The 17,218-nt window shown below is 40.5% G+C and carries 19 protein-coding genes; 13 read left to right on the top strand and 6 right to left on the bottom strand.

Annotated elements, in window-relative coordinates; all coding sequences use genetic code 11:
• The 3 genes from MSG66_RS00180 (at position 1) to MSG66_RS00170 (ending at position 2,133) form a co-directional block, all read left to right on the top strand.
• On the top strand, positions 1 to 948 hold the full coding sequence (locus MSG66_RS00180) for a pirin family protein (RefSeq protein WP_133975890.1): 948 nt from the start codon (positions 1 to 3) through the stop codon (positions 946 to 948).
• Positions 945 to 1,352 (top strand): OsmC family protein, encoded by a 408-nt coding sequence (locus MSG66_RS00175; RefSeq protein ID WP_324651340.1) that lies wholly within the window; start codon positions 945 to 947, stop codon positions 1,350 to 1,352. Before MSG66_RS00180 ends, MSG66_RS00175 begins: the two co-directional genes overlap by 4 nt.
• A 112-nt stretch (positions 1,353 to 1,464) precedes the next feature.
• Positions 1,465 to 2,133 carry a glutathione S-transferase gene (locus tag MSG66_RS00170; RefSeq protein ID WP_324651338.1) on the top strand — a complete coding sequence of 223 codons (669 nt, stop codon included), beginning with the start codon at positions 1,465 to 1,467 and terminating at the stop codon, positions 2,131 to 2,133.
• Positions 2,134 to 2,172: 39 nt separating this feature from the next.
• Here MSG66_RS00170 and MSG66_RS00165 read toward each other — a convergent pair whose 3' ends face one another.
• A complete protein-coding gene (locus MSG66_RS00165) occupies positions 2,173 to 2,787 on the bottom strand; it encodes an SPOR domain-containing protein (RefSeq protein WP_133975884.1) in 615 nt (204 codons plus the stop codon).
• A 156-nt stretch (positions 2,788 to 2,943) separates the two neighbouring features.
• Positions 2,944 to 4,734, bottom strand: coding sequence for an arginine--tRNA ligase (gene argS, locus MSG66_RS00160; RefSeq protein WP_324651334.1), 1,791 nt, complete (start codon positions 4,732 to 4,734; stop codon positions 2,944 to 2,946).
• A gap of 496 nt (positions 4,735 to 5,230) precedes the next feature.
• Here argS and MSG66_RS00155 point away from each other — a divergent pair, with 496 nt between their 5' ends.
• On the top strand, positions 5,231 to 6,928 hold the full coding sequence (locus MSG66_RS00155; protein ID WP_324651332.1) for an NAD-dependent malic enzyme: 1,698 nt from the start codon (positions 5,231 to 5,233) through the stop codon (positions 6,926 to 6,928).
• Positions 6,929 to 6,974: 46 nt separating this feature from the next.
• Here MSG66_RS00155 and MSG66_RS00150 read toward each other — a convergent pair whose 3' ends face one another.
• Positions 6,975 to 7,895 (bottom strand): Dyp-type peroxidase, encoded by a 921-nt coding sequence (locus tag MSG66_RS00150; RefSeq protein WP_202743615.1) that lies wholly within the window; start codon positions 7,893 to 7,895, stop codon positions 6,975 to 6,977.
• A gap of 159 nt (positions 7,896 to 8,054) precedes the next feature.
• Here MSG66_RS00150 and MSG66_RS00145 point away from each other — a divergent pair, with 159 nt between their 5' ends.
• A complete protein-coding gene (locus tag MSG66_RS00145; RefSeq protein ID WP_202743616.1) occupies positions 8,055 to 8,681 on the top strand; it encodes a LysE family transporter in 627 nt (208 codons plus the stop codon).
• Position 8,682: 1 nt separating this feature from the next.
• On the opposite strand, the gene znuB is transcribed toward MSG66_RS00145, so the two are convergent.
• Genes znuB through MSG66_RS00130 form a run of 3 tightly spaced genes read right to left on the bottom strand, consistent with a single transcriptional unit; the run spans position 8,683 to position 10,754 of the window.
• Positions 8,683 to 9,492: a zinc ABC transporter permease subunit ZnuB gene (znuB, locus tag MSG66_RS00140; protein ID WP_133975875.1), complete on the bottom strand. Its 810-nt coding sequence runs from the start codon at positions 9,490 to 9,492 to the stop codon at positions 8,683 to 8,685.
• Between the two features lie 3 nt (positions 9,493 to 9,495).
• Positions 9,496 to 10,284: a zinc ABC transporter ATP-binding protein ZnuC gene (znuC, locus tag MSG66_RS00135; RefSeq protein WP_042898437.1), complete on the bottom strand. Its 789-nt coding sequence runs from the start codon at positions 10,282 to 10,284 to the stop codon at positions 9,496 to 9,498.
• On the bottom strand, positions 10,257 to 10,754 hold the full coding sequence (locus tag MSG66_RS00130) for a transcriptional repressor (RefSeq protein WP_003655556.1): 498 nt from the start codon (positions 10,752 to 10,754) through the stop codon (positions 10,257 to 10,259). The genes znuC and MSG66_RS00130 overlap by 28 nt, the downstream gene beginning before the upstream one ends.
• Before the next feature lie 127 nt (positions 10,755 to 10,881).
• Here MSG66_RS00130 and MSG66_RS00125 point away from each other — a divergent pair, with 127 nt between their 5' ends.
• The 8 genes from MSG66_RS00125 to atpG all read left to right on the top strand — a co-directional run bounded on the left by MSG66_RS00125 (position 10,882) and on the right by atpG (position 17,196).
• Complete coding sequence (locus MSG66_RS00125; protein WP_324651324.1) at positions 10,882 to 11,721, top strand: metal ABC transporter solute-binding protein, Zn/Mn family; 840 nt, start codon at positions 10,882 to 10,884, stop codon at positions 11,719 to 11,721.
• A 170-nt stretch (positions 11,722 to 11,891) separates the two neighbouring features.
• Positions 11,892 to 12,290, top strand: coding sequence for an ATP synthase subunit I (locus MSG66_RS00120; protein WP_016139579.1), 399 nt, complete (start codon positions 11,892 to 11,894; stop codon positions 12,288 to 12,290).
• A gap of 104 nt (positions 12,291 to 12,394) precedes the next feature.
• Positions 12,395 to 13,270 (top strand): F0F1 ATP synthase subunit A, encoded by an 876-nt coding sequence (gene atpB, locus MSG66_RS00115; protein WP_324651321.1) that lies wholly within the window; start codon positions 12,395 to 12,397, stop codon positions 13,268 to 13,270.
• Positions 13,271 to 13,354: 84 nt separating this feature from the next.
• Positions 13,355 to 13,600, top strand: a complete 246-nt coding sequence (gene atpE, locus MSG66_RS00110; RefSeq protein WP_000424060.1) for a F0F1 ATP synthase subunit C — start codon at positions 13,355 to 13,357, stop codon at positions 13,598 to 13,600.
• 38 nt (positions 13,601 to 13,638) lie between these two features.
• The gene (locus MSG66_RS00105) at positions 13,639 to 14,109 is read left to right on the top strand and encodes a F0F1 ATP synthase subunit B (protein ID WP_042898439.1); all 471 of its coding nucleotides are present in this window, start codon (positions 13,639 to 13,641) and stop codon (positions 14,107 to 14,109) included.
• A gap of 12 nt (positions 14,110 to 14,121) precedes the next feature.
• Positions 14,122 to 14,658 (top strand): F0F1 ATP synthase subunit delta, encoded by a 537-nt coding sequence (locus MSG66_RS00100; protein WP_042898440.1) that lies wholly within the window; start codon positions 14,122 to 14,124, stop codon positions 14,656 to 14,658.
• Positions 14,659 to 14,704: 46 nt separating this feature from the next.
• Positions 14,705 to 16,249 carry a F0F1 ATP synthase subunit alpha gene (atpA, locus tag MSG66_RS00095; protein ID WP_004640548.1) on the top strand — a complete coding sequence of 515 codons (1,545 nt, stop codon included), beginning with the start codon at positions 14,705 to 14,707 and terminating at the stop codon, positions 16,247 to 16,249.
• A 77-nt stretch (positions 16,250 to 16,326) separates the two neighbouring features.
• A complete protein-coding gene (gene atpG / locus MSG66_RS00090) occupies positions 16,327 to 17,196 on the top strand; it encodes a F0F1 ATP synthase subunit gamma (RefSeq protein WP_016139574.1) in 870 nt (289 codons plus the stop codon).
• Positions 17,197 to 17,218: the final 22 nt, after the last annotated feature.

Genomic DNA, 17,218 nt, shown 5'->3' with positions numbered 1-17,218 from the left:
ATGAGCAATAATAATGATTACGATATTTCTGATTCAAAGGATTGCGAAAAATTTGCCAATCAGTTTCTTCAGGAATTTCCAATTCGCTCTGCTGAAATTGGACAGGGGACAGTCATTAAGCGGGCTTTACCTAGCCGACAAAAACGAATGATTGGTGCATGGTGTTTCTTAGATCATGCGGGTCCAGTCACTTTTCCAGCGGGAAATGGGCTAGATGTTGGCCCTCATCCTCATATTGGTTTGCAAACCTTCACTTGGATGATTGAAGGAACCATGATGCATACCGATAGTTTGGGTTCAAAACAGCTTATTCGTCCTAAACAAGTTAATTTGATGACGGCAGGTGGCGGCATTTCGCATACAGAAGTTGCACCGGATATCGAAACTCAGATGCATGCTGCTCAGCTTTGGATTGCTTTGCCAGATCATAAGCGCAATATGGATCCGAAATTTGAACATTACCCTGAGCTGCCTATTGTTGAAAAGGATGGTCTGGAATTTACTGTTCTTGTGGGTGAATATTTGGCAACTACATCTCCAGTAGTGGTACATACGCCTTTAGTTGGTGTTGACTTAATTGCTGCTCAAGATACTAAAACACGTATTCCATTAAATCCTAATTATGAATATGGTTTTATGGCCCTTGAGGGTATGGCTCATGTGAATGGCCATGAGTTAACTGCTGACAATATGGTTGTATTAGATACTGGTCTAAACGAAATTGAAATAGAAGTAAAAAAAGGTAATCGCGTTCTCTTAATTGGGGGTGAACCTTTTGAAACGCCAATCTTGCTCTGGTGGAATTTTGTTGCACGTACCATGGATGATTTAAAAGAAGCCCGTGAGCAATGGGTTAATCACGATGCGCGTTTTGGTGAAATTCCAGATTATGTTGGTGCTCGTTTAGAAGCTCCTGTTCTTCCAGGTCAAATGAGAGCATCAAAATGACAGCAGTAATCGCAAGTAGTAAAGCAAAGCCCCTTGCTGAGCAATGGAGGGGTGAGATTACCAGTGGTCGCCATCAATATTTTTGTGATGAGCCTGAAAAGCTTGAAGGGCAAGATCAAGGCCCAGCACCTTATGATTTGCTTACTGGAAGTTTAGCCGCTTGTACGCTCATTACTTTAAGAATGTATGCGAAGCATAAAGATTATGATTTTGGTGAGTTCTCGGTTGAAATTGATTTTCATACCAATAGAGAGCATGAAGAACATATAGAACGTCGTATTGTTTTTAAAGAATTACCCAATGAAGAACTTCAGCAAAAAATCTTAGTGGTATGCAGTAAAACTCCGGTCACTAAAACTTTGTTACGTAGTTTAGACATTCATACTGTGCTTGTTACAATTTAAAAATGTTATTTTGTGGGAGTGGATGATTTTATATCCATCCCACAAATGGAATAAAACAGCATGTTCACATGCTGTTTTTTATGTAAAAAGAAAAATAAAAGCAGGCAATAACATGATTAGTTTACACCACCTGGAATGTTCGCGATCGTTTCGAATTTTATGGGCTTTAGAAGAATTAGGCTTATATTATGATATTCATTATTATCAACGCTTACCTAACTATTCCGCTCCAGAAACATTGAAATGCATTCATCCTTTAGGTAAAGCTCCAATTTTGACAGATGATGATCAAGTCATCGCAGAGTCAGCTGTGATTTTGGAATATCTACAACAACGCTATGATCAGAAGCAACAATTCAAACCTACACAAGCTCGAGATTTACAGCAGTATATTTACTGGATGCATTATGCCGAAGGCTCACTCATGCCACTCTTAGTCATGACTTTGGTCATGAATAGTGTAAATAAGCATGTGCCATGGTTAATTCAGCCAGTAGCAAAAAAAATCACGGAAGGGGTGAAGGCAAATTTTGTTCGCCCACGTATGAAAGATCATATTAGTTTTTTAGAAAACTATTTGGCAGAGCATGAATATTTCGCAGGTGACTTTTCATTTGCTGATATTCAAATGAGTTTCCCTTTAGAAGCTTTGCAATCACGCTTGCAAGGAAAATACCCTAATATTCAGGCTTTTTTACATCGTATTCAGCAAAGACCCGCGTTTCAGAAAGCGAAACAAAAGGGAATGGGTTCTAATGAAAGGAATTGTGCTGATATTTAAAAGAAAAGGAACAATTATTTGTTCCTTTTTATTTGTAGTTTACTTGCGTTTGATCACGATAGAGTCAATGCCGCTATGTTGTAAGGTCTGTTGAGCAGCTAAGGCAGCATCTTGAGAGTCATACGGCCCTGAAATAACACGGTACCATATTTGCCCATTTTCAGTACTTTTGACTACATCTGCAGATAAGCCATTTAAAATGATTTCTGCACGGCGAGCATCAGCCTGATCTGGGTCATTATAGCTGCGAACTTGTAAAATATAAGTAGGTTGCTGAGGCGTTGTGGCTGATTGATTGGTATCAATTCCTGCACTTTCTGAAGCCGCTGGTTGAGCTGCACTTGGTGCCTCAACAATCATAGCTGTGCCTTGGTTTTTGCTTTCAGGAATCGCTTGTTCCGGAATAGGCGTGACTTGCTGTTGGGGTAATAGATCGTAGAAACGATAGTCTTTATTTGTATCTTCTTCTTGATAATGCTCAGAGGTAATCTGATTTTTTGCAGGAACAGGTTGCCAAGGTTTCCAAAGCATAAGCATTACAGCGATACATAAGACCGCTAAAATAGCGACAAGTGTCCCTAACCATTTGGGAATTAGGGGCTTTTTAGGCTTGTTAGGTCTTTCAGATACACCGCGTTGCGTTTTGCCAAACACGTGGATTATTCCTCTGTATTTTGATTGTTTTAATTCGAGTTTGATTCTCGTATTACGATGCTAAAAACAGTGGTTCGTATTCGCTATTTTAACTCTACAAACCACTGCTTACTATATATTGCATGACCTTTGTTTTACTGTCATGCAATATAATTTTTACATAGATTCTGGTGCAGATACGCCAAGCAATTCTAAACCATTGCGCAACACTTGTTGTACATTGATTGAAAGTAACAAACGTGCTTGTGTAAGCTCAGCATCATCGCTTAATACTTTATGTTCATTATACCAAGCGTGGAACAAAGCAGCTAACTCTTTTAAGTAGTTACCCACCTGATGTGGTTCATACGCATTTGCAGCACGCAACACTGCATCTGGATAAGCTGCCAGTTTAGCAAGAATCTCAGTTTCAGCATCAAGAGATAGGCGAGTAGCGTGTGTACGTGCAGCATCTACATCGAACTGTAAGCCTGTGTTTAATGCTTTTTCTAACATACGGCAAATACGTGCATGTGCATATTGAATGTAGTACACAGCATTGTCTTTACTTTGTGACACAGCAAGGTCAAGGTCGAAATCAATGTGTTGTTCACTCTTACGCATCACGTAGTAGAAGCGAGCCGCGTCATTACCTACTTCTTTGCGTAAGTCACGTAAAGTCACGAACTGACCTGAACGAGATGACATTTGAACCATCTCGCCGCCACGCCATAAACTTACGAACTGAACCAAAAGTACAGTCAATTTTTTAGAGTCGTAACCCATCGCATCAATTGCCGCTTTTACGCGAGAAATATAGCCGTGGTGATCAGAACCCCAAATATCAATCAGGTCGGTATAACCACGTTGTAATTTATTTAAGTGGTAAGCAATGTCTGATGCAAAGTAAGTCGTTTGACCATTACGACGTTTAACAACACGGTCTTTTTCATCGCCAAATTCAGTCGATTTAAACCAGATGTTGCCATCTTTTTCATAAAGGAAGCCACGTTGATCAAGTGTTTCTAAAGCTTCGTCAATTTTTGCGCTAAGAGATGCTTCACTAAACCATTGATTGAATGTTACACCAAAGTCAGCAAGGTCATCTTTAATATCATCTAAAATGGCATGAAGAGCAGCTTGATGGAATACGCGGTAGCCTTCACCTAATAATTGTTGTGAGTTGGCAATAAGACCATCAATATGTTTTTCTTTGTCGCCAGATAAAACGACTTTATTGCCGTCGCTATCTAATTCTTCTGCATATTGTACGTCTTCTGGCACATCTTTATAGACATCAGCCACTTCACGAAGGTATGCGTTGCCATCTTTATCAATAATAGTCTGTGCTATTTCTTTAACGTAATCGCCTTGATAAGCGTTTTTAGGGAATACAAGGTTTTGACCTAGTAATTCTAAATAACGTAAATAAGTAGAGGTCGCCAAAATATCCATTTGACGACCAGCATCGTTCACATAGTATTCGCGGTCAACTTTAGCACCTGTTGCTTCAAGTAATTTGGCAACAGTCATACCATATGCAGCGCCACGACCATGACCTACATGTAGGCTAGATGTTGGGTTCGCAGAAACAAATTCGACTTGAATCTTTTTCGCTGCGTTTGCCTGACTGCGACCAAAAATTTCTTTTTGTGCTTGAATCTGGTCAAGAATAGCAAAGCGCTGATCTGCATTTAAAAAGAAGTTAATAAAACCAGGACCTGCAATTTCAGCTTTACTGATATCTGCTACTTCTGGTAATGCAGCTAGAACTTTCTCAGCTAAATCACGTGGTTTCATACCAGCAGCTTTCGAGCCGATCATGGCAATATTAGAAGCAAAGTCGCCATGGCTTCGGTCTTTGGTGCGCGTTAAATTGCTTGTATTATTCCAGTCGGAAGGAAGCACACCTTCTTGTTGAAGATTTTGCACTGCATGGTCGAGAGCTGCTTGTATTGCCGTATTCATATCAATCGAAAATAGATGTCGCAGAAAAACGTCAAATATAGCAAATTTCCTGTGAGTTAGGGGAGTGGATTTAATATTCCAGTAATTCTTTTTGTGCAACTAACTGAGGATTATTTCTTAAATGAATATTGTAGGGTGGATTGCTTCACTATTCTAAAAACAAACAAATACAAGCCTTCTGGAGATTTTTAATAAGCAAAATAGGGAGTAAATCCATCATTATTTCCTGTGGAAATATTTAATAGTATTAAAATATATAGTTTAGGCTTTTAAACTTAAGGTAATAAAAGATTTTTAAAAAATATAAAATTATTAACATATTGATATTTATTAATAATTTTTGATCATGTTTTAACTAAATAGTCTTTAATTTTAACATCACGGTTTAAAATATCTATTTTGAACGAATTAGGCTTAAGCTTATACGCACAAAGAGTTTTAGAGACCATACAAAACGTGTTTTTCTCTACTCTAAGCTGGAAAAATGAGATAGGCAATGATATCAGGACACCCAAGTAAACATCCCCTTTATATCCCATATGCAGGTTTTACACTTTTAGAGTTACCCCTTTTAAATAAAGGCTCGGCTTTCACTGAAGAAGAAAGAAGTAACTTTAACTTACACGGTTTACTCCCCCATATTATTGAAACTATTGAAGAGCAGAGCCAGCGCTCTTATCAGCAATATTGCGCTTTCACTGATGATATCAATCGACATATCTATTTGCGTAATATTCAAGATACTAACGAAACCTTGTTCTATCATTTAATCGAAAATCATCTTGAAGAAATGATGCCGATTATTTATACCCCAACCGTGGGTGAGGCATGTCAGCGTTTCTCTGATATCTATCGTCGTCACCGCGGTATCTTCATTTCATATCCAGATCGTGATGTGATTGATGATATTTTGCAAAACGTAAATAAAAATAATGTAAAAGTAATCGTGATTACAGATGGTGAACGTATTTTAGGCCTTGGTGACCAAGGTATTGGCGGAATGGGAATCCCGATTGGAAAACTTTCGCTTTACACAGCTTGTGGTGGTATTAGCCCAGCCTATACATTGCCAATCACAATTGATGTAGGTACCAATAATCCACAATTGTTAAATGATCCGATCTATATGGGTTGGCGTCAGCCACGTATTAGTGGCGATGAATATTACGCATTTGTAGATATGGTGATTGAAGCTGTGAAGCGCCGTTGGCCAAAAGCATTAATTCAGTTTGAAGATTTTGCACAAAAAAATGCGATGCCACTTTTAGAAAAATATCGCGATAAAATTTGCTGTTTTAACGATGATATTCAAGGAACAGCAGCGGTATCGGTTGGTAGCTTGATTGCTGCGAGTCGTGCAGCGGGCAAGCAATTAAAAGATCAAAAAATTGCTTTCTTAGGTGCGGGTTCGGCAGGTTGTGGTATTGCAGAACAAATTGTTGCACAAATGATTGCAGAAGGTTTAACCGATGCAGAAGCGCGTGCTCGCGTTTATATGGTAGACCGTTTTGGTTTGATCACTGAGAATCAACCAAACTTGCTAGACTTCCAACGTAAGTTAGCGCAAAAAGCTGAGGTAGTTGATCAGTGGGGCAATATCGAAGAAGTCATTTCACTACTTGATGTTGTTAAAAACGCTAAGCCTACAGTGTTAATTGGTGTTTCTGGGCAGCCAGGTTTGTTCACAGAAGAAATCATTAGGACTTTGGCGGCAAATTGTGAACGACCAATTGTTATGCCATTGTCGAACCCGACTTCACGCGTTGAAGCAGTGCCTGCTGATATTGTGGAGTGGACTGAAGGCAAAGCCTTAATTGCAACAGGTAGTCCGTTTGCTCCTGTGAATCATCATGGCAAACTTTACAATATTTCGCAGTGTAATAACTCGTACATTTTCCCAGGCATTGGCTTAGGTGTGATTGCATCGGGCGCTAAGCGTGTTACAGAAAATATGTTAATGGCATCAAGTAGTGCTTTAGCAAATTGTTCTCCATTGCTTAAAGATCCACATGCTGATTTATTACCGCCGTTGGGTGAAATTCAACAAGTTTCTAGAATTATTGCGTTTGAAGTTGCGAAAGCTGCTATGGCTGACGGTGTAGCGGTAACGATTAGTGATGATTTGCTACAGCAAAAAATTGATCAATCATTCTGGAAACCTGAATACCGCAAATATAAGCGTATTCCTTTCTAAGAATGAGAGTGTAAAAAGAGGAGCTTAAGCTCCTCTTTTTTTATTTTTAGTCCTCTAAAATTTCTTCTAGCAACTCTTCACTAGGTGCAAAATAATAAGCGCCATCAAGTGGTGTCACAAAGTGCAATAAGCGGTCGTGAATACCATCTCCACTTGTGCCGAACATGCGCTTTAACATGGCATCAATAATGGTGAGGTCTTTAGTATAGGCAATGAAAAATAAGCCCTGATCACCTCGACCATCTCCATAAGGTAGGCTATGGCGCAAGATTTCCATTTCCTCGCCTTCATCATCTTCGACAACAGTGCGGGCAACATGGGCGTTTTCTGGTTTAACGTCATCATCTAATTCAATAGATTCAAGTTTGGTGCGGCCCATAATATTTTCTTGCGCATCAACTTTCAATTTTTTCCATTTTTCTAAATCATGGGCATAGCGCTGCGCAAATATGAAACTACCATCGGCAAATACTCCGGCATCTTCAGGTAGAAGAGCTGTTTCTGCGCGATCATCTGGAAACTGTGGATTTTCTGTGCCGTCTATAAAACCTGTAATATCTCGACCATCGAAATAGCGGAAGCAAACACGCTCATCCAGAACTTCGACTTTATTTTTAATACCTTCAAAAAATGCTTGGCTTAATGCAAAACAAATATCAGAACGCATGCTGGCAATATGAATGAGTACATCTGCTGGCACAGCTGGCATATTGAATGCACCTTGTTCTGGTTCAAGTTGTTTAAAACCTAAAGGAGTTTGCGAATAGAGCTGTTTCCATAGTTCGGGACCAAAAGCGACTGCTGTTTTAATTTGGGCATCAGAGTGCTGAGTGATGAGGCGGTCACGTGCTTCAAATAAAGCTTCAATTTGTTTTTTTAATTCATCAATTGATAAGTCTTTTAAACGAAGAACAATAAAACGTGCATGATCTGATGGCAACGGCAAAATGACAGATTGAGCAGTCATTGGAAGGTATCTCCTCAATTATAATTTAGTATGAGCTTTAATTATTGTGCCTGATGCGAAGAGCTGTTAGTAGTCTATTTCTTGATTTTATTGTTTGAATTCTCACCAAGATAGCTTTATAAAACGGTATAATTCCACTTTTATAGTCTATTTTTCGCTATGTCTCTGCAAGTTTGGTTCGCTTATATGTTGGCCTGTTGGGTAATCAGTATCTCACCGGGTGCGGGAGCAATTGCTTCAATGTCGAGTGGTCTAAACTATGGTTTTAGGCATGGCTATTGGAATGCAATCGGTTTGCAAATTGCTTTGCTACTTCAAATTATGATTGTAGCAGCGGGCGTAGGCGTTTTATTTGCAACGACACCTTTGGCTTTTCAGTTTGTTAAGTGGTTCGGTGTGATTTATTTGTTATATCTCGCTTATTTACAGTGGACAGCACCTGTAAAAGATATAGAAATTCAACAAGAAAAAAGAGATAAATCTGTATTCGCACTATTACTAAATGGTTTTGTGGTCAATATTAGTAATCCCAAAGCGATTGTATTTCTATTGGCTGTTTTGCCGCAGTTTTTAGATTTGAGTAAGCCTCAATGGATACAATACGTGATTATGGCTGTGACTATGATTAGTATTGATTTGGTTGTCATGGCTGGATATACAGGTCTAGCATCAAAGGTTTTAAGACTACTTCGCTCACCTAAACAGCAAAAATATTTGAATCGGGGTTTTGCTGTGATGTTTAGCTGTGCGGCTTTATTATTAAGTACAGTTCATCAGGCGTCCTAATTTAGGCCGCCTGTGTTTGATTTTTTAGCTTTTGAGTTATAAAAATAACGGCAAAAGTTAATGCCATGCATAAAACAATACTCAAGCCTGTAGAGATATTGAGTGCTGCGCTTGACCATAGGCCCACACTAACCCCAACTTGAGCTAAAACAAACGCCCAAATGACCATTTGCTTTGGTGAGTTTGCTAGTAAGCGGGCGCTTAAAGCAGGTATTACCAGTAATGCACCCATAAGCAAAGAACCTACAGCGCGCAAAGCTAAAACAGTAAATAAAGCCAATAAAAGCATGAAAATAAGACGTTGCCAGTTTGCATTCACCCCTTCACTAATTGCAATATCAGGATCAATTGCAAACTGTATTTGCGGCTGCCAAAAGCGGTAAAGAATCACGAGTGATATCGCAATAACTAAAGTGAAAACGGGTAAATCGGGCCAATCAATGCTGAGCAAATCACCAAATAAATAACTTAAAAGCTCTGGTCTTAAACTTGGAACATGTTGAATAAACAGTAAACCGCTACAGAGTAATGTCGCTGAACATAAGGCTAAGAGAGCATCATTAGGTAAGCGATTGTCATGTAGGGCCCATAAAATTGCGACCAGTAAAACCGCAGTGCCTGCAACACCAAGCCAAAGAGGAAGACTTAAGGCACCAGCAATGGCAACCCCGAGTAATGTACCGTGTGCCATGGTGTCAGCAAAAAAAGACATTCGTCTCCAAAGCATTAGACAACCAAGAGGTGCAGTCAAAAACACCAGCAAGGTTCCCATAATCCATGCGGGCAACAATAATTGTAACCATTCCATCATGGCTTAAGCTTCCGGTTCTGGGTGGATGTGAGGGCGGTCATTATGAGGGCAGGGGTGTGCAGCATCACCGTGAGCACAGTGATCATGATGATGTTGATAGAAAACCCGTTGAGTTCCAAAGATAGCCTGATATTCAGGATGTTGTTGAATATTCTCGGGTAGTCCACTACAGCAAATATGTTTATTTAAACATACTACACGGTGTGTTCCTTCCATCACCCATTGTAAGTCATGGGAAACAATTAAGATCGCACAGCCATATCGTTCAGGTAAACTACGGACATACTCATAAAGTTCAGCTTCTGACTGAATATCTAAGCCTTGCATCGGTTCATCAAGAACTAAAATGTCTGGTTGGCGAAGTAGTGCACGTGCTAGTAGTACCCGTTGGCGCTCTCCACCGGAAAGTTGCTGTACTTTTGATTGTTGTAACTTGGAAATACCGGTGTCTTGAATAATTTCCTGACGCAGGGCAGGGCTGCATTTTTCTAAATCAAGTAGATCTTGAACGCGCAAAGGTAAGCTATGTGAAGGATTGAACTTTTGTGGCACATAAGCCATTTTAAGTTTCTTATGATTGATAATACGACCGCTACTTGGCTGGAGAATCCCGAGTAGAACTTTAATCAGTGTTGATTTACCTGCACCATTCGGGCCAATCAAAGACACAATTTCATTTTGATGTAGAGAAAAATCAACTTTTTTTAAAATCTCCCGATCATCGCGATGAACAGAAACCTGCTCAAGCTGAATTAATACGGGATTTAAGGAGTTGTGCGGCACTGTTGGCATTTCCCCGAAATTTCAATAATGCTGTGTTGAGCTACGAACTCATCTGACGCTGCAAGTTGATCAAGCTGGTGAGTTAAACCTTGAGAAGAGGCTTCTTTAACCATGTGGCATTCGGTACAAATCAAGAATGCTGCTTGATGACCTTCACGAGGGTGGCAACAGGGAATATAGGCATTAATAGAAGTTAGGCGATGGATCAAACCTTTTTCTAATAAAAAATCTAAAGTTCGATATACAGTTGGAGGAGCAGCTGGGCGATCAGTTTGACTTTTTATGCGTGCAAGTAAGTCATATGCGCCCATTGGGCCCGAAGCATTTAAAATGAGTTCCAAAACTTCTTTGCGCAAAGGCGTAAGTCGTGCGCCAGTCGCAGAACATAAATTTTCTGCTTCAGCTAAACGGTTTGCGACATTATGGTGATCATGCACACCATGCAAAGAATCATGATGTTCATGCGAGCAGGAACTCATAGAAATAACCTCGAATTTTTAATGGAATATTAGCATGAAGCGATGCTTCATTCGATTAATCTTAGGTATTTTTGTAACTTTGTTATATTATAACATGCTTCGAGCTAATTTAAATTGATGGTCTGTCATGTTCCGTTTTTTTGTTTTCAGTATGTTCTCTCTTTTGAGTACGTTAGGGTGGAGTCAGGGGTTGGTGGTTTCTACACACCCGATTTATCTGATTGCAAAAGAAGTCACTCAGGGTGTTGAAGAACCTCAGCTTTTACTTAAAGGTCAGACAGGTCATGACGTACAGTTAACTCCAGCTCACCGTAAAGCAATTAATGATGCATCTTTAGTGATCTGGTTGGGTAAGGCTCATGAAGCACCTCTAAATAAATTGTTAGGTAATAATAAGAAAGCGATTGCCTTATTAGATAGTGGCATAGTTTCAATTTTACCGCTGCGTAGTACACGCGGTGCGGCTTTACCTAATACAGTAGACACCCATGTGTGGTTAGAACCAAACAACGCAGTTCGAATCGGTTTCTTTATTGCAGCTTTACGTTCTCAGCAGCATCCTGAAAATAAAGCCAAATATTGGAATAATGCCAATATCTTTGCCCGTAAAATGTTTCAGGCTGCGCAAGTTTATGACAGTACAAGTAATGGTAAGCCATATTGGTCATATCATGATGCCTATCAATATTTAGAACGCTCTTTAAATTTAAAGTTCGCAGGCGCTTTGACGGATGATCCTCATGTTGCACCCACAGCGGCTCAAATTAAGTATCTTAATGATAATCGACCGAAAAATCAGATGTGTTTGTTAGCGGAAAGTTTTACTACTAAAAGTCAGTATCAAAAATTAGGTAACATTACTTTTCAACCCGTAGACGAGAGCATGAATAATGAGGATGATTTCGTCACTGCATGGAAGAAACTGGCTATAAAAACAGATAAATGTGTATTAAGTACGCAAAAGTAAGATAAAAAATAAACAAAGGCTGACTGTAGCGTCAGCACCACCTGTCATGAAAAACCCCGACTAAAGTCGGGAAAAGATTGCATGTTCAGGGGTGTAACTCTATAATGCCTGCGATTAAAAGCGATCATCAGCTAAACTTGTCAAGCATTTATGCTGTGAGTGGATAAATAATGAGCCGAACTAGTCGCTTGATTGACCGACGATTAGCAAAAGCTTTGGTCTTCTTACAAGCATGTATGATCCCTGTTTCCGCCCTCGTGGCGTGGAGCATAAAAGACATGACAGCAGCATTAAGTGCGGCACTTGGTGCACTGGTTTGCTGGCTTGCTATGAGTTATTTCTCGTGGCAATCCTTCAGAACAGCAGGTGCGAGAGCATCAAAACAAGTGCTGTCTAACATGTATAGGGGCATGTTAGGCAAATTTGCAATCATGATCGTTGGATTTATTTTGATTTTGAGCAATGTTAAACCTTTATCACCGTTAGCATTGTTGTTTGGTTTTATTCTCGTTCAGGCAATGTCGTGGGTCGCTCCGTTTTGGGTGTCACGTCAACAAAAACGGGTGTAGAAACAAGAAGAATTGAAGATTTTTTGGAGGGTGGCGAGATATCGACAGTACGCCGATGTTCGTAACCCTTCTTTTTAGTAATTGACATTGACCAGGTGTGATTTATGGCTGCTGAAGAACATGCCCTCACTTCGACAGAGTATATCAAGCATCACTTGACCAATATGACCTATGGCAAAATGCCAGACGGTACATGGAAATTGGCTGAGACTGCTGAAGAAGCTCATTCGATGGGGTTCACTGCAATTCACTTGGATTCAATGGGTTGGTCAATTGGCCTTGGTGTTATTTTCTGTTTGTTATTCTGGATTGTTGCGAAAACTGCAAATGCAAGTGTTCCAACTAAATTCCAGTCTGCGATTGAAATGATCATTGAGTTTGTTGACTCAAGTGTCCGTGACACCTTTCATGGCAAATCACGTTTAATTGCTCCACTTGCTCTCACTATTTTTGTGTGGATTTTCCTCATGAACTTAATGGACTTGATTCCAGTTGACTGGATTCCTCAAGTTGCAGCATTTGTAGGTGCAAACGTATTTGGTATGAATCCTCACCACGTTTACTTCAAGATTGTTCCATCTACAGATCCAAACATTACCTTAGGTATGTCTTTATCTGTATTTGTACTTATCTTGTTCTACAGCATCCGCGAAAAGGGTGTTAGTGGTTTCGTTGGCGAGTTGGCACTTAACCCATTTAACCCAAGTAATCCAGTTGCAAAAGCGTTGCTTATTCCAGTGAACTTGATTTTGGAATTGGTAACATTCCTTGCTCGTCCTATTTCATTAGCTCTCCGACTATTCGGTAACATGTATGCTGGTGAGCTGATCTTTATCCTAATTGCTTTATTGCCGTTTTGGATTCAATGGGCGTTATCTGTGCCTTGGGCGATCTTCCACATTCTTGTAATCACGTTGCAGGCATTCATCTTTATGATGCTTACCATCGTTTACTTGAGCATGGCAAGCGAAAAACATTAATGGTATTGCCTAACTATCAAACGATGGTTGGGCTGAATTTTTTTAATTTAATTTGGTAATAACCTAACCTCTGAGGAATTTTTCATGGAACTCACTTTAGGTCTAGTTGCAATTGCATCTGCTATCTTGATCGCTTTCGGTGCTTTAGGTACTGCGATTGGTTTTGGTCTTTTGGGTGGTCGCTTTCTAGAAGCTGTAGCTCGTCAGCCAGAATTGGCTCCACAACTTCAAACTCGTATGTTCTTAATCGCGGGTCTTCTTGATGCTGTGCCTATGATCGGTGTTGGTATTGGCTTGTTCTTCATCTTCGCTAATCCATTTGTAGGTTAATCATCTTAATTCCTAAATCCACTATTTGAGGAATTGCAATGAATATCAACCTCACATTGATTGGTCAAGCGATTGCGTTTGCATGTTTTGTTGCATTCTGCATGAAGTTTGTTTGGCCACCACTAATCAATGCGATTAGTGAGCGTCAGCGTAAAATTGCTGATGGCTTAAATGCAGCAGAAAAAGCGAAAGCTGACCTTGCCGATGCACAATCGCAAGTAAAGCAAGAGCTTGATGCAGCTAAAGCACAAGCAGCTCAATTGATCGAACAAGCGAACCGTCGTGCAGCACAATTGATCGAAGAAGCGCGTACTCAAGCTGCGGCTGAAGGTGAGCGTATTCGTCAACAGGCTAAAGAAGCTGTTGACCAAGAAATCAATTCTGCTCGCGAAGAATTACGTCAACAAGTAGCTGCTTTAGCAGTAACTGGCGCAGAAAAAATCCTGAACCAGCAAGTTGACGCAGAAGCTCATAATGCCATGCTGTCTCAGCTGGCTGCTAAACTTTAAGAGAGGCGAATCATGGCTGAACTCTTGACGTTGGCACGTCCGTATGCCAAAGCAGCATTTGCTTATGCTTCTGAGCAAGGTGCAACAGACAATTGGTCGAATGCGTTACAAGTGCTCAGTGCTGCGGTGCAAGACGAAGCATTTTCCGCTTATTTAAATCGCCCTGAACTTACTCCTGTGGAGCAAGTGAAGCTTTTTGCTAAAGTTTTAGGTGAAGATCAGTCTCAAGCAGTGTCTAACTTTTTGACACTTCTTGCAGATAATGATCGTTTAATGTTGTTACCTGAAATTGAAGCAGAATATGAACAGCTTAAATCACAGAATAACAACAATGTGGATGTCGTGATTGAATCGGCTTTCCCATTAACTGCTGACCAAGAACAGTTGTTAAAATCTGCTTTAGAAAAGCGTTTTAACAGTACTGTAACTGTTTCAGTTGAAGTTAAACCTGAGCTTATTGCAGGTGTTGTAATTCGTGCAGGCGATCAAGTGATAGATGATTCTGCGCTTAACAAGCTTGAAAAAATGCGTACTCGTCTTCTTGCATAATGCAAATGATGAAGACTGAACTATTAAAAGATTGAGGAATAGCGCAATGCAACAACTGAATCCATCCGAGATCAGTGCGCTCATTAAACAGCGTATCAGCGATCTGGACACCAGCGCGACCGCTAAAAACGAAGGTACCATTGTTATGGTATCCGACGGTATCGTGCGCATTCACGGTCTTGCTGATGCAATGTACGGTGAAATGATCGAATTTGACGGCGGCTTATTTGGTATGGCACTGAACCTAGAACAGGATTCAGTGGGTGCCGTTGTCTTAGGTAACTACTTAAGCCTTCAAGAAGGTCAAAAAGCTCGTTGTACAGGTCGTGTACTTGAAGTTCCAGTTGGTCCGGAACTTCTTGGCCGTGTTGTCGACGCTTTGGGTAACCCAATTGATGGTAAAGGCCCAATTGATGCAAAATTAACTGATGCTGTTGAAAAAGTAGCACCAGGCGTAATTTGGCGTCAATCTGTAGACGAACCTGTTCAAACTGGTTATAAATCAGTTGATACCATGATCCCTGTAGGTCGTGGTCAGCGTGAGTTGATTATTGGTGACCGTCAAACTGGTAAAACAGCGATGGCGATCGATGCGATTATCGCTCAGAAAAATTCTGGCATTAAGTGCGTATACGTTGCGATTGGTCAAAAACAATCAACAATTGCAAACGTTGTACGTAAGCTAGAAGAAACTGGCGCTATGGCGTATACAACTGTTGTCGCTGCTGCGGCTGCTGATCCTGCTGCAATGCAGTACTTAGCTCCGTACTCTGGCTGTACAATGGGTGAATACTTCCGTGACCGCGGTGAAGACGCTCTTATTATTTATGATGATTTGTCTAAGCAAGCAGTTGCTTACCGTCAAATTTCATTACTTTTACGTCGTCCACCAGGTCGTGAAGCGTATCCAGGTGACGTATTCTATCTTCACTCACGTCTTCTTGAACGTGCTTCTCGTGTATCTGCTGACTACGTTGAGAAATTCACTAATGGCGCAGTAACTGGTAAAACTGGTTCTTTAACTGCATTGCCAATTATTGAAACTCAAGCAGGTGACGTATCTGCATTCGTACCAACGAACGTAATTTCGATTACTGATGGTCAGATCTTCTTAGAAACATCATTATTCAACGCAGGTATTCGTCCTGCTGTGAACGCGGGTATCTCTGTATCTCGTGTTGGTGGTTCTGCTCAAACTAAGATCATCAAAAAATTGTCTGGTGGTATCCGTACTGCTTTAGCACAATACCGTGAATTGGCTGCGTTTGCTCAGTTCGCTTCTGACCTTGATGAAGCAACTCGTAAACAACTTGAACATGGTCAACGTGTAACTGAGTTAATGAAGCAAAAGCAATATGCTCCTTACTCAATTGCTGACCAGGCTGTTTCTGTTTATGCATCTAACGAAGGCTATATGTCTGACGTAGAAGTTAAGAAAATCGTAGACTTTGATGCTGCGTTAATCTCTTACTTCCGCTCAGAATATGCTCCGTTGATGAAACAAATCGATGAAACTGGTGATTACAACAAAGACATCGAAGCAGCAATCAAAGCAGGTATTGAAAGCTTTAAAGCGACTCAAACTTACTAAGTTTAGTTTTAGTTAAGTTTGGTTCACGGATCAACCTTCGGAAGCTCGAAAGAGCTTTCGAATACTAGGTTAAGCGTATGGCAAATTTAAAAGAAATTCGCGCCAAAGTAGCTAGTATCAAGAGCACGCAAAAGATTACTCGCGCGATGCAAATGGTAGCTGCTTCTAAAATGCGTCGTGCGCAAGAGCGCATGGCTCAGGGCCGTCCGTATGCCGATAATATGCGCCGTGTAATTGCTCACTTAGTCCAAGCAAACCCTGAATATAAACACCGTTATATGGTTGATCGCCCAGTTAAGCGTGTTGGCTATATCGTAGTGTCTTCAGATCGTGGTTTGGCAGGTGGCTTGAACATTAACTTGTTCAAGAAAGTTGTGCAGCATGTCAAAGCACAACAACAGCAGTCAATTGAAGTTGAATTTGCTTTAATTGGTCAAAAAGCGGTTTCGTTTTTTAAGAATTACGGCGGTAAAGTGCTTGGTGCAACTACCCAGCTTGGCGATGCGCCAAGTTTGGAACAGTTAACTGGCTCAGTACAAGTTATGCTTGATGCATTTGATAAGGGCGAATTAGATCGTATCTACCTCGTATCAAATGGCTTCATCAATGCAATGACTCAACAGCCTAAAGTAGAACAACTTGTTCCTTTAGCACCGGCAGAAGAAGGCGATGATCTCAACCGTACTTATGGTTGGGACTATATCTACGAACCAGAAGCAGAAGAATTGTTAAATGGTTTGTTGGTTCGCTATATCGAGTCTATGGTTTATCAAGGTGTGATTGAAAACGTTGCATGTGAGCAGTCAGCTCGTATGGTCGCGATGAAAGCAGCGACAGACAACGCAGGACAATTGATTAAAGACCTACAGCTCATTTACAACAAGTTGCGTCAAGCCGCGATTACTCAGGAAATTTCTGAGATCGTTGGCGGTGCCGCTGCCGTTTAACATTATTAAGTTTGAATTGAGG

Origin of the sequence: Acinetobacter sp. IK31 (genome assembly GCF_035615195.1) — a bacterium.
GTDB classification, from domain to species: domain Bacteria; phylum Pseudomonadota; class Gammaproteobacteria; order Pseudomonadales; family Moraxellaceae; genus Acinetobacter; species Acinetobacter calcoaceticus_C.
The sequence above is the reverse complement of the archived record's forward strand: the minus strand, read 5'-3'. Positions and strand labels throughout refer to the sequence as shown.